Annotated in this window: 9 protein-coding genes; 1 reads left to right on the forward strand and 8 read right to left on the reverse strand. The window is 44.7% G+C overall.

Annotated features, from left to right (window positions below; all coding sequences use genetic code 11):
* The first annotated feature begins 157 nt into the window (after nucleotides 1-157).
* The gene (locus BMX79_RS06480; RefSeq protein WP_091480529.1) at nucleotides 158-2,080 is read left to right on the forward strand and encodes a right-handed parallel beta-helix repeat-containing protein; all 1,923 of its coding nucleotides are present in this window, start codon (nucleotides 158-160) and stop codon (nucleotides 2,078-2,080) included.
* 194 nt (nucleotides 2,081-2,274) lie between these two features.
* On the opposite strand, the gene BMX79_RS06485 is transcribed toward BMX79_RS06480, so the two are convergent.
* The 8 genes from BMX79_RS06485 to celB form a co-directional block, all read right to left on the reverse strand.
* Nucleotides 2,275-4,185 carry an endonuclease MutS2 gene (locus BMX79_RS06485; protein ID WP_091480531.1) on the reverse strand — a complete coding sequence of 637 codons (1,911 nt, stop codon included), beginning with the start codon at nucleotides 4,183-4,185 and terminating at the stop codon, nucleotides 2,275-2,277.
* A gap of 454 nt (nucleotides 4,186-4,639) precedes the next feature.
* Nucleotides 4,640-6,151: a methyl-accepting chemotaxis protein gene (locus BMX79_RS06490; protein WP_091480533.1), complete on the reverse strand. Its 1,512-nt coding sequence runs from the start codon at nucleotides 6,149-6,151 to the stop codon at nucleotides 4,640-4,642.
* 247 nt (nucleotides 6,152-6,398) lie between these two features.
* Nucleotides 6,399-6,917, reverse strand: coding sequence for a hypothetical protein (locus BMX79_RS06495; protein WP_091480534.1), 519 nt, complete (start codon nucleotides 6,915-6,917; stop codon nucleotides 6,399-6,401).
* Nucleotides 6,918-6,982: 65 nt separating this feature from the next.
* Nucleotides 6,983-8,443 (reverse strand): DUF5050 domain-containing protein, encoded by a 1,461-nt coding sequence (locus tag BMX79_RS06500; protein ID WP_091480536.1) that lies wholly within the window; start codon nucleotides 8,441-8,443, stop codon nucleotides 6,983-6,985.
* 436 nt (nucleotides 8,444-8,879) lie between these two features.
* Nucleotides 8,880-10,820 (reverse strand): BglG family transcription antiterminator, encoded by a 1,941-nt coding sequence (locus tag BMX79_RS06505; RefSeq protein ID WP_091480537.1) that lies wholly within the window; start codon nucleotides 10,818-10,820, stop codon nucleotides 8,880-8,882.
* 90 nt (nucleotides 10,821-10,910) lie between these two features.
* Entirely contained in the window at nucleotides 10,911-12,296 is a 1,386-nt protein-coding gene (gene gmuD, locus BMX79_RS06510; RefSeq protein ID WP_091480539.1) for a 6-phospho-beta-glucosidase GmuD, read from the reverse strand.
* Between the two features lie 12 nt (nucleotides 12,297-12,308).
* Nucleotides 12,309-12,617, reverse strand: a complete 309-nt coding sequence (locus BMX79_RS06515) for a PTS sugar transporter subunit IIA (protein ID WP_218025359.1) — start codon at nucleotides 12,615-12,617, stop codon at nucleotides 12,309-12,311.
* Between the two features lie 76 nt (nucleotides 12,618-12,693).
* The gene (celB, locus tag BMX79_RS06520) at nucleotides 12,694-13,986 is read right to left on the reverse strand and encodes a PTS cellobiose transporter subunit IIC (RefSeq protein ID WP_091480541.1); all 1,293 of its coding nucleotides are present in this window, start codon (nucleotides 13,984-13,986) and stop codon (nucleotides 12,694-12,696) included.
* Nucleotides 13,987-13,989: the final 3 nt, after the last annotated feature.

Raw genomic sequence — 13,989 nt, forward strand, 5'->3', positions numbered from 1 at the left:
AATTATACTCCACTTGTTTGTATATCAAGACTACTATGCATAGCGAGGAGAATGCGATGTAAAAATCACTAATATTGTCCACTTAAACACTCTTTATGGTCTGTTATGATTGCGCTGTCAGGACTATAATAAGGCATAATGACTAGGAGGAATGCAAATGGCAACAGTGTATCATGTTTCTAAACAAGGATCAGACATCGCAAAAGGTTCAGAAGCGGAACCGTTTCTGACTATAAACAAGGCAGCATCAGTAGCAATTGCCGGTGACACGGTCATCGTTCATGAAGGCGAATACCGCGAATGGGTCAAGCCCCAGCATCCCGGATTAAGCAATCACAGACGCATCACCTATCAGGCAGCTGAAGGCGATAAAGTCGTCATCAAAGGATCTGAACAGATTACCAGCTGGGAAAAGACTGAAGGAACTGTCTGGAAAGCCGTTCTTCCAAATGAATTCTTTGGTGACTACAACCCGTTCAAGGAAGAAATTTACGGAGACTGGGTCGTCGACAACCCCGGCCGTCACTTAGGTGAAGTCTATGTTAACGGGAAAGCTTTTTATGAAGCTGTCTCATTAGACGATATTAAAGATCCGGTCGTCCCTTCTGAAGTGGTGGATCACTGGACGCGTACCACTGTTCCTGTTCATGACAAGGATCAGATGAAATATGTCTGGTATGGTGAAGTTGGTGAAACGGAAACGACTGTCTATGCCAACTTCCACGACTTTGATCCGAACGAGGAACTGACAGAAATCAACGTCCGTAAGAGCTGCTTCTTCCCTGACAAGACGGGTATGGACTACATTACCGTCAGAGGATTTGAAATGGCCCAGGCAGCGACACCTTGGACGCCACCGACCGCTGATCAGCCGGGACTGATCGGTCCGCACTGGAGCAAAGGCTGGATCATCGAAAACAACATTATTCACGATGCGAAATGCAGCGCGATCAGTTTAGGTAAAGACAACACGACTGGTGACAACCACTACACCAAGCGTCAGGATAAACCGGGTTACCACTATCAGATTGAAACTGTATTTGAAGCTCACAAAAAAGGCTGGAGCAAGGAAACTGTCGGTTCACACATTGTCCGTCACAATACGATCTATGACTGCGGACAGAATGGTGTTGTCGGTCACCTTGGCTGTATTTTCAGTGAAATCTATGACAACCATATCTACAACATTGCGGTCAAGCGTCAGTTCTGGGGTCATGAAATTGCCGGCATCAAGCTGCATGCGGCAATCGATACTCAGATCCACAACAACCGCATCCATGACTGCTCACTAGGCATCTGGCTGGACTGGCAGCTTCAGGGGACTCGAGTCAGCCGTAACATCTTCTACCGCAACAACCGTGACATCTTCGTAGAAGTCAGCAGCGGACCGTTCCTGATCGACCATAACATCCTGACTGCCGACTATGCTCTGGACAATCATGCGCAAGGTGGAGCTTATGTAAACAACATTGTCAGAGGACATATGGAGCACCGCAAAATGCTGGACCGCTCTACTCCTTATCATGTGGCTCACAGCACAGATCTTAAAGGAATGGCTCCGGTTTACGGCGGAGATGACCGCTGGTTCAATAACATCTTCATCGGAGACGAAGGACTTGAAGAAGTCGGTACAGCCCACTACAAAGGCTATACGACGTCACTTGAGGAATTCATCTATGATGTGCATCACCAGCCTGGCAGCGACCACGAAGCCTTCAATGTCGTTGAACAGCCGGTCTACATTAATCAGAATGTATACCTCAACGGAGCTGAACCGTTTGAACGTGAAGAAAACAATCTGGTATCCGGCCATAACCCAGGCATCAAGATTACCGAGGAAGACAATGAGGTCTACCTTGAAATCGATCTGCCTGAAGGATTTGAAAATCTGTTTGGCGGTGTCCACTCCACTCAGACACTGGAACGTGTCCGTCTGGCTGACGCTGAATATGAGAATCCGGACGGAAGCGACGTCATCATCAACACTGACCTATTAGGCAAGGTCAAAGACGGCGATTCTGTACTCGGCCCAATTTCAGAACTGAAGAGCGGGCATAACCGCATTAAAATCTGGGGCTAAATTGAATAGAAAAGTTTCACGCGCCGTTCAGCCTTGACAAGAAAATAGGAAATTTACCCCGAATGAGCATACTGCGCAATGGGTAAATTTATCTTTTTCTCGAAAGGCTGGCACGTGAAACTAGACAACAATTTAGCTACAAAAAAGAGCATCAGTCCAAGTCGACTGGTGCTCTTTCCTTTAACTAAGTGTTGTCACGACTTCTTCAAACGTCTGTTCCGCATCTCTTTATCCAGTACTTTGTGCGCTTTTTTCGACCCGCGTTCCAGGTCTCTTTCCCGTTTTCTGATATGGTAGTCGGTAAACAGACTGTCCAAATCGTAACCGTCCGGATAGAGTTGACTGGCTGAAGCGTTCAGTGTCACACGTTTACGCCTGACCTCATAGATCTCGTCTTCCACAAACACTTGAAGTGTCTGCTCTCCCTCGTCTGAATACACGAGCCCGATGGTGTCCCGGTCTGTCAGGAGTACACGGTCCCCTTTCTGAAATCGGAGCGTCGGTTCCAGTCTGACTGAACCCGACTGCTTCTGGCTGGCTGGTTTGAAAGACTGTTTCTCAGTAGAGTAGGATTTGTTCTGAATATATAGAGCCGCTTTATTGATCAGCTTGTCCGGCATGGCCATTTTTCTGGCGATCCATAAAGCCTGGCTCTCCCCCACTTCCCCTACTCTTAAGATATATTTAGGTGTCAGAGTCTCCCTATCGAAGGCCATAGCGGCGGGAAGGATGTCTTCATGATCGGTTGCGAACTGCTTGATTTCCCCGTAATGGGTCGTCGTTACAACCAGTGCTCCTTGCTTGTACAAGGTCTCCATAATCGCGATTGCCAGAGAAGCTCCTTCATTCGGTTCAGTCCCACTGCCAAGTTCATCTAACAAGACCAGGGTATGACGCCCGACCTTTGTCATGATGTCCGAAATGTTTTTCATATGACCGGAAAAGGTGCTTAAGGCATTTTCGATTGCCTGCTGATCTCCGATATCTACAAAGATCTTGTTCATGACGGCGATCTCTGTTCCTTCTGTGACAGGAATCTGCAGGCCGAACATCGTCATAAGAGTCAGGAGGCCGACTGTTTTTAATACGACAGTCTTGCCCCCGGCGTTGGCACCAGTAATGACCAGTCCACGGTATGTCGTGCCCAGTTCAAAATCCAGCGGCACACTCTCCTCTTTGATTAATGGATGACGACCTTTTCTGATCATGATTCGTTCCTCTTTGTTCACGCTAGGGGTTATACCGTCAATCGATCGGCTATATTTTGCCCTTGCGAATAAGGTATCAAGAAGTGTGACCAGCTCGATTGCTTCATTGATAGCTTGTTCCGTCTCAAAGAGCGTTCCGGTCAGCTCAGCGAGGATCTGATACTCTTCCGCCTGCTCTTGAGACTTAAGCAAGGCAATCTGTTCATTCAGTTTGGTCACTGCGGAGGGCTCGATATAAACGGTCGTCCCTTTGCTAGACTGATCCACGATGTTTCCTGAAATCTTGTTCTTATAAGATGATTTAACTGGAATCGTGTAGTGTCCATTTTTATTGACAATCAGACTGTCCTGGATCATCGACCGATTCGTTGAGCTGGACAGGAACTTAGTCAGTCTCGTTTCAATTTCTTTCTCTTTGTCACCGATGTGCTTTCTGATTTTCTTCAGATTGCTTGAGGCCTCGTCGGCAATGCTCTGATGATGAATCTTCTGATAGATTGTGTCTTCGATTCGCTTGAAGCTGGTCAGCCCTTTGGAGTAGCTGTATAGCAGCGGAGTCTGGTACTGATTTTTTTCAAAGAAAGTCTGGATCATCCGGTTACTTCTGAGGAAATCCGCGACCTCTGTCAGTTCTTCAGGTGTCAGGAGCATGCCTTTCGTCACATGGTCCATCAGCCGCTTGATCTGAGTCAGCCCCATGAACGGCACGTGCTGGCCGCTGTCGATGATGAGTCTTGCCTCGGTAGTTTCCTGAAGCTTCGTTTCTACTGTCTGAAGGGTTGTGTCAGGAGTAGTGTTGTCTATAATTGCCTTGGTATAATCACCGATGGCATAGGTTTTAACCTCTTGTCTAATCTGGTTGAACTGGAGGTTTGTCAGTGTTTTATTGTCGATCATTCTTCTCTTCCTTTCGTGAAAGAGATACCTGTACAGGAATTAATAAGATCGCTGAATATTATATTTGGGTACACAAAAAGACGACAGCAGTCATACTATCGTCTTAGAATTGATATTCTATAGGGTTCGACAGGTATCACTTAATAAGCATGCCAAATAAACCTTAATGGTTCGGGTTTTTCTGGCTATTCAACTTACTGGGTTAGATACCTGTTACACTCACAAAATTATCTCCGTTCAACTGGATCTTAGTTATTTCCATCTGTACTATAGCAAGCACGGTCTGATCTGTCAATATTTTTATAATCTGAGTGATGAAGCATAGACCTATCGAAGTATACTTTCGCATCAGTCTACTCCAGATGATTATGATTATCGAGTCAACTGGCAGGACTTACTGTTCTAGCGATCAAAAAGAGCCCGCTCAAATGAAATGAGCAGGTTCTATCAATTCTTAATCCAACGTACTCGTCTGACTCAGCTGCTCGGAGACAGTGGCTAATGACTGAACTGCATTGTTGACCCGGATGATCTGGTTATTTTCTTCATCAATGGTGGCCTGAATTTCTTCAATCGAGGCTGCATGCTGTTCTGAAATGGCTGCAATGTTTTCCAGCTCAGTGTTCATTAAAGTGAACGACTCGGTCAATGACTGGATGGTTCGGGCTTCAGTTTCCGTCAGCTGCTTGACCTGGACAAAGGATTCCAGTGCTTGGTCCACTTTATCCGACAGACGGTCGATCAGATCAAGTCCTTTATCGGCAGCTTTCTTCCCTTCTCTTACCCCGTTCAGTGTCTCTTCTTTCACATGTGTAATGTCATTGATAAGCAAGGAAGCCTGATCGACATTAGCTTTAGAGACATCTGCAAGCTGTCGAATCTCAGTAGCGACAACAGCAAAGCCTTTGCCGTGTTCACCGGAACGGGCTGCTTCGATCGATGCATTAAGTGAAAGCATTTCTGTCTGTTTGGACACTGCGATCAGCCCTTCGAATATTTCCTTTATGCTTTCGATCTTCTGATTCAAGGCGGTCATTTTAGTATCCACGTCGTCAATCACCTGTTTGATGGTGCTCATCTGTTCTGAAGATGACCGGACCGACTCCTGACTTTCCTGAGCGGTTTTTAGTGAGCCATTAGCTTTAGAAGCAATTCTGGTACTCGCATCACTTACTTCGTTTAGATTCTCGCTGTTATCCTTAACGGTGGCATACAGTTTCTGAATACCGGCAGTCTCACTCATGACCCCTGCCGCAATTTCTTGAGCAGCCGCACTGATTGATGTACTGACATCTGTGATGCTGGACATATTATCCGTCAGTTCTGTTATCCCACTGTCGAGAACCTCTACACTTTTATTCGTAGAAGATAAAATGCCATCCAGTCGGGCTACCAGCTGCTGGGCTTCCTGTTCTTTCTCCCGGGCACTCGTCACATAATCATTGCCCCATTTTGCCAGAAAATAGGTCACGAAGACAGTTACATTGAAGAGAAACATGAATGAGATAAATTCACTGGTCTCTCCTGAAGGCAGAACGGCCAGCGGATCGATAGTAAACAGACTGACCATCACACTTGTCATGACGACAGTATAGGCCAGGATCAAAGTCTTGTTGAAGTAAAGAGCGACCATGGCTAGTGAAATATACAAGGTGAAGAACCAGCGGTAACTGGCCCCCAGATTGATCATAAGAATGAGCCCTGCCAAAGCACCACCCGAACCTATTATGAACGACTGAATATAAGGATTTATTTTTATGTAATACATGAAGTTACTTAGAGCCAGTGCAATACCCACATATAATGCAACATCAAGTGCATAGGACAGTCCCATATTCAGTATAGCCTGGACTACTATGGCAGCCAGTATCCCCCACTGAAGTTTGATATTGAATCGGTTTACCTTGTCGGCTTCATATAAGGTGTCTTTTTTCCTGATTGTCTTTACCCCGGTTGACTTACGCATAATCTTCACTCCCCAACTTATTTCATTAAGTATATTATTAGTTTTATACAATGACAAGAGGGTGAGAGTCTCAAAGAGAAATATATTTCAAACAATAAACGAAGGGCATATGTTTCGAGATATTTTGAAATATCATAAACGACCTAATGCATTTATTGATTCATATACTCCCCATTATTGTGAATAAATTATGTACAAAAAACGATGGAGTTTAAACTCCATCGTCTGAGTATTATTTATAAATAGTTCAGTCTCTTTCAAACGTACCCTGGTCGAAGTAAGGAGTGAACAGCTCTGTCAGCTCGTCGAATAGAGCCGGAAAGTCATTCGACCCGACAGATTTCACACTTTCCCTGTTATCGAAAGTCAGTTTGAGTTCCCACTGCGTTCCGTCAAGAATAGCAGAGTCATTGTATTCATCTTTCCAGTCGAGTACGAACAATTCATAAAACATAGTCTTTTTTATAGTCATCCATTCACTTAGCATGATCCTGAAGCGCACGTCACTGCCTTCTGTTTCGCTGAAAGGTGAAGAAACAGTCAAGTCTGCATAACCGTCCCTCTCTTCTATTCTAAGGGACTGGTTGCCGGAGAAAAAACCACCATGTGAAAAATAGACTTCGTCACAATGCAGTTCCGGACTGTCCTTAGTTCCACCAAAAGACTGGTCACACACCTGGCAGATATATTTACTGGCAGCTTGCATTTCTCCACAATTTTCTTCCGTTTCTTTTTGTCCGCAATATGGGCAGTGTTTATCTGACATGGGTCAGCACCTTTCTTCCTGTTATCTATAAAAATCGCTTCCTGAATCTAACCACACGGGAATAATTAATCGTACAGCTCATTCAGCTCACCGCTCGTAAGATTATAACTCATGATGGTATTATCTGAATAGTCATTTACCAGTGTAAACAAGAGGTGATCTTCAATAATCGTCAGGTTATGAATATTTCCATAGGGATGGATCCGGGTTTTAGTTCCTCCATCATGATCTGATATAAAGAGTCCACGGTCCACATTTGAATAGACGTGGCTGTCCTGAACGTAAATTAAGGCATCATCAGTTAGTGTATACCGGTCGACTGGCCGCTCAAGTACTCGGGTCCGTACACGACGAGTTGAGGAATGAACGGACTGCTTCGTCAGATAGCCTTCGGAATCGATGTAGTAGTAATGATCATTAAAACGCAGAAGACTGGAAGCATATTCTTCAATAATTGTTTCACTCTCGCTGCCGTCAAGGCTGAATCGCATGACCTGGTCAAAAGTACTGACTAGCAGTTCATCTTCATAGACAGTCAGATCCATAGCTTCAATATCGGCTATGCGCTTAAGATCCTGTCCGTTCAAAGTCATACTAAACAAGTTGTGATTCCCGGAGTAATCAATAAAATACAGGCGGTCATTCATCACGTTCAAATTCATGGCATATCCGATATCATATAAGGTTTCCTGGTCTGATCCGTCCAGACGCACTCTTCTAATTTCCTGTCCAGCTGTGTAATACAACCAGTCTCCAGCAATATTCAAATCAGATAATGTGACCGATTCTTCAGAGGCATTTAATAAGCGTTCAAATTCAAGGTCCTGACTGGTTCTGATCAGTGACTGATAATTATGAATATAGAAGATATCCTCTCCATGTTCCACCGCCACTCCCTGATTGTTGATGTTCTGAGGCATACTGCCTGCCCCCGCGTGCTCCACCACTTCAGCCTCGTTATTGTCGGCCGATACATTGTGACGAAGGATATTGATGTTGAACATCAGTCTGGATTCTCTAAGGAAAGGCAAAGAAATAAACAAGAAGACAATAACTTTCCAGACCATAGAGGGCCACACAGATTTTGTTTCGTCCTTAGATCCCGTAACTGACTCATCTATCTCGTCCACATACTTAAGCGGCCCGGTTAATTTAATACGCATCTCATTGTACGAGATTGATACCTTGTCATTGATCATAAATCGGAAGGGTGAATCAAATCTAGGTCGGACAACCAACGTATTGTCGTGTCGGTCAAACTCTTCCCATTCCCCATTTCTTATGTAGTTGTCAAGGTTCTCTCTATTACTCAGTGATATGTACTGGTCTATCTGTTTATAGTTATCATGAAGTAATTTGACGCATAGTGCAAGATAACTGATTGATGTGGCTAATGTCATCGGTAAAGTGCTGTTGAAAAGACCTTGAAACGCTAGATTGATTAAAAAATACCCAGGCAGAAACAGAAACAGCCCTGCTCTTATGGACAAGTTGATGAAATTAATCGTTTTATCAATTTTAGACATGACCTGTTTCCCTCCTTATAAAAAAACTGATATATAAATGCTTATTAATTTCATTCATTATATCAGAAGGCGCTGACATGTTAAATGGGTCGGAAGGACTAAATGAAGGTTTGCAAGAAAAACTTGTCGCTAATTGTAGTTCCTCAGACATAGTGAACTAAGTTTAGAATTCCTCCATGTTCTGAAGTGCATTCTGGTAGGTTTAGACTGTAGTTCAAAACCTAAATTTCAATCTGAACTTCACTGCTTCTATGAACAATGCAATTCGGACAGACTGGATGTAGGCGAAGTGCATCATAAGAGCTGCAGAATGTAGTTTAGATACGTTTTGCGTTCTGAACTTTATTACGCTCAATCCCCTTCTAAAATCTGCACTGATACATACTACAAAAAAAGCTTACCAGCAGCCTGGCAAGCCCTGTATTTCTATTCGTGATCAGTCAGTAATAAGGTAACTGGTAAATTCCTGGTACGATCGAGCTGATAACAGCCGCTGAATCAATGCGGAGTCATTGACGATGCGTCCGAGTATATCATACAAGTCCTGGAGGTTCTCCTGACTGTCTTTCTTGACGTTCAAGAGGCAGACAAATTGTACTTTCCGTTCGCCCCAGTCTATCGGCCGCTTTAATGTGCAGATCGTCAGGAAGGTCTGTTTTGATTGTGGCGAGATCGGGTGCGGCACAGCGATCAGATTTCCATATGCCGTCGGTGCGATTTCCTCACGATCATAAATCAGCTGCTTGTAATGATCAGGCAGACTATCGACTTGAGAAGCATGGGCTGCCAGAAAATCGATGACCTCTTTCTGAGAGTTTAGGGCCTTATTTAAAAAGACATTACGTTCAGGAAGATAGTCCAGTACTTTATCTTTCTTAGAAGAAACAAACTGATCGATCCTGACGAGATCCTTACTTCCAAGTATCGCGTTCACTTCGATGACTGGCACTGGAAGCGTCTGTTTGATCGGTACTGAACTGATAATGAAATCTGTGTCCTCAAACGGGATGTCCTTGACCTTATAGAACTCGGTCACTCCCAGAACTCTTATCAGCGAGCGGAATTCTGCTTCCACCCGGTATCGGATAAGCTGAGCACTGCCGACGCCTGAAGCACAAACGATGTAACAGGTTTTCGGCCGGTCCTGGACTTTCTTCCGTTCTATTGCTGCGCCTATATGAAGTGCAATATAGGCGACTTCATTTTCATCGATTGACACTCCCAGCTCTTCGTTCAGGGCTAGAGAAGCGATGATGCCCGCTTCGAATGCCAGCGGATAGTTATTCTTGATGTCTTCCAGCATCGGGTTTCTAATGTTCATATTGAATTTGTAGCGGTTCATGGCCGGTTTCAGATGAAGCCCAAGGCCCAGTTTAAGTTCCTCGTCTTCACTGATTCCAAGTGCATAGCGGTCTTCTACCGCAGCCAGCATTTTCTCGGTCAGGCTAATGATTGTTTCATCCATCATCTGCTGGACATCATTAGTCTGTAGCTGGTTTTCTGTTACCAGTTTTGTCCCCATCAAATGTATTGCTATATATATGATTTCAACTTTCGGAAAGGCTACTTCGAGAGTTTCTTCTATTTTTTCAATCAGCTGTTCAGCTACAGTAAATTCCTTTTTCATTTCGATGTCCTGAATTTCCTGCTGAACAAGGGCCACATGATGGCCTTCTATGATCCGCTTATAAGCGATACTGATATGAACGAACAGATTATTGATCGCAATGTCTGATAGCGTGATCTGATTTTCTCTCAGTTCATCCAGTAGAACGACCCATACCTCGTTCAGCTTATCATCGGACAAGCCAACGATCTGTGCCAGCTGATCCATCCATATAAGATCTGGAGATGAACTGTTCCTGTTGAACAGATACTCGGACATTGCAAAGCGGCGATTAAGCTCCGAGCCTGTGAGAATCATGCCGTAGTTGGGCTTGCTGTCGATTTGAAGATCATGCTTCTCGAAAATGCTGCGCAGAATCTTCAAGTCGCTTTGTAGCGTTGATTTCGACACGTGCATCTCTTCTGCGAGGTCATCAACCTTGATATAAGATTCAGATAACAGCAGGCGTTTCAGCATATAGTAAATCCGGCTGTCAGGTGTCGTCGGGATAGATTCTTCTGAAGCATCTGACTGAATCAATTCGTTTAAAAAAGATCGGAACGATGCATTATCTTCAATGATCAGGTCATACCCTCTGCCGCGTTTGGCTATGATTTCTGCCCCGTGACCGGCCAGTTCATCATTCAGAGCTTTGATGTCTTCTCTTACTGTACGGGATGTCACTTCCAGCTTGCCTGCGAGATGGCTGCCGGTCAGTGGGCGGTCGGATCCCATCAGTTCTTTCAGTATGCGGTCGGTGCGTGATTCCAATGGTTTCACTCCTTTCACTGGTAGTATTTGACAATTGTCTGCATACACACAAAAGCGCAGCAATCTCCATCGCTACGCTTGGTGTGTGAGTTAGGCGTTAAATCCGTTCTGTTTAGATACGTCTGCGAACCAGGATGCACTCTTCTTAGCTGTGCGCTCGCCTGTTTCAATATCTACAGAATAGAATCCATATCTGTTCTTATAAGCGTTCATCCATGACCAGTTATCCATGAAGGTCCATAAATGATAGCCTTTGACATTACAGCCTTCCTGAGCAGCTTTGTGAAGCCATTTCAGGTGTCCGCTGATAAAGTCGATCCGGTAATCGTCTTCAATACGTCCGTCTTTCAGGAAACGGTCCTCATCCTGCACGCCCATTCCATTTTCGGAAATGAACGATTCAATGTTTCCGTAATTATCCCTTAGATTTATCATTATATCATAAATGCCTTTTTCGTAAATCTCCCATCCTCTATACGGGTTCATTTTACGGCCGGGCATCTCATAGTTATCGAAGAACCAGTCCGGCATGAAAGGTGAATAGGGATTAGGCAGGTGATCTTTGGCTTTTACACGGCGCGGCTGATAGTAATTTACACCCAGCAGGTCAACAATATGGTTTTTAAGCAAGTCCTTGTCTTCAGGCTGAGTCTCAGGAAGATGACCGTGTTCTTCAAGTAAGCTGATCAGGTCTTCCGGGTACTCCCCTTTAACAGCCGGATCAAGGAAACTTCTATTGAAGAACAGGTCACAGATGTGAGAGGCCTTCAAGTCTGCTGGGTTCTGGCTCCGCGGATAAGACGGTGTCAGATTCAAAACGATCCCTATCTTCCCGTCCTGTTCCTGATGATAGAATTCCACCACTTTAGCATGTGCAATCATTGTGTGGTAGGCCACTTGGATGGCGCGTCTGGCATCAACCACATTCGGATAATGGAAATCATAAAGATAGCCGCCTTCCACAGGGACGATCGGTTCATTGAAGGTAAACCATGTCTTTACTCGGTCTCCGAAGAGGTCGAAAGCAATTTTTGCATAGTCGACATACGCAGCAATGACTTCTCTGCTTTCCCATCCGCCTTTATTCTGCATCTCGATCGGCATGTCAAAATGGAAAAGGTTAACGAACGGCTCAATATCGTGGGCCAGCAGTTCATCAATGACGTCACTGTAAAAAGATACGGCTTCCTGATTCACTTCACCCTGACCACCAGGGATCAGACGCGCCCATGAAAGAGACAGTCGGAACGTATTATGACCGATTTTTTTCATGTTCCGGATGTCTTCTTTATATCGGTTGTAAAAGTCAGAAGTCTGATGTGGTCCTACACCGTCAAAGAATCGGTTCGGTTCATTTTCGAACCAGTGGTCCCAGATCGTCTCACCCGATACGCCATTTCTGCTGCCTTCCATTTGTGTCGCTGATGCGGCACTGCCCCACCAAAAGCCTTCCGGAAACTGATACTCTACTGTCATGTTTACGTCCTCCTACTTGAATTTATATAATTCGATGATTTCTACTGCCAAGTCTCTGACGGTCATTGCAGTCATCAGATGATCCTGCGAGTGTACCAGAATGACATTAACTCCCTGTCCGTTCCCTTGGGCTTCCTGCTGAAGCAGCTCTGTCTGAAATCCGTGTGCTTTTCCAAGTTCTTCACCGGCTTCTTTTAATTTCGCTTCGGCTTCTTCAAAGTTGCCTTCTTTTGCTTCCTGTATAGCTTCCATTGCACTCGATTTTCCGTTTCCGGCAAAGAGTATGATCTGAAAAGCGATCTCGTTCATTTTATCATTCATAGTAGTTCCCCCTGTTTTTAAGAAAAGAAAGGCGAACTCCCTATGAAGGGAATTCGTCTTGTCTATTTTATTTAAATTAGTTAGCTGGTTCCGCTGCGCTCATCTCTTCACCATAGTACTGTTTATCAAGCAGTTTGACAAACGGGAACCAGATGACGAAGACGATACCCATATTGATCAGCTGCATCACTGCACCCATCAGGTTGTTCCCGGTAGCGAGATACCCACTGAGAAGTGCTGGTGTAGTCCATGGAACGATCACTCCGGCAGGTCTCGGGGCAAAGCCGACAGACATAGCGAAGTATGTCACTGCTGCTACGACTACAGGAGCCAGAAGCCATGGAATCATTACAAGCGGGTTCATGATGATCGGCAGTCCAAAGATGACTGGCTCATTTACGTTGAAGATACCAGAAGGTCCACCCAGTTTAGCCAGGTCTCTCATCTGACGACTTTTCGCTACAACAAAGATACAGATAATCACAGCTAGTGTCATTCCTGATCCGCCAATACCTACGATGAACGTATCAAGGAACTGTTTAGTCACGATGTGCGGCAACTCTTCTCCAGCTTGGAATGCAGCCAGGTTCTCATCATTAAGTGAATACCAGATCGGGTCAAACACTGAGTTGACAATGATCTGTCCGTGCAGTCCGAAGAACCAGAAGACTTGGATCAGTAATACAGCGATCAGTGTTGCAGGCAGTCCACTACCTAAAGCAGTCAGTGGCTGCTGAACGAGTGTGTAAATAAAGTTCTGTACTGTTTCAAATCCTGTAAAGCTGAACAGAATTCGGACAGCCAGGAATATAGTCAAAGTAATCGTTACTGGAATCAGTGCACTGAATGAACGGGATACCGCACTCGGTACACCTTCAGGCATTTTGATTGTCAGGTTTTTGCGTACGAATAAGTGATACAATTCTGCAGAAATAAATGCTGTAAAAATACCTAAGAACATCCCTTGTGCACCAAGAGAATCTGTTGGAATGACTCCACCAACTTCTTCTACAATTTGAGGCGTCATGATAAGGAATGATGCGATAGCGACAACTCCACCGTAGATAGCTTCGCCTCCACGCTGTTCAACCATCTTATATCCAATACCAATAATAACAAATAACCCCATGATACTTAGCGTTGCCTCAGAAGCCGGTCCAAGCGCAGCCTGATAAGCTGAGAAGCCGTCCTCTCCTAATACTCGATCGAGAAACGGCAGGTTAGCGATTACAACAAAGATCGATCCGAAAATGATCATCGGTAAAGCCACCATGAATCCATTTCTCAATGCACTCAGATACCGGTTGTTATTGAGCTTTTCAGCTAGCGGCATCAGAATGTTTTCTAACATTTCCATAAATTTATCCACTAT

Source organism: Alkalibacterium pelagium, from assembly GCF_900109325.1.
Classification (GTDB): Bacteria; Bacillota; Bacilli; order Lactobacillales; family Carnobacteriaceae_A; genus Alkalibacterium; species Alkalibacterium pelagium.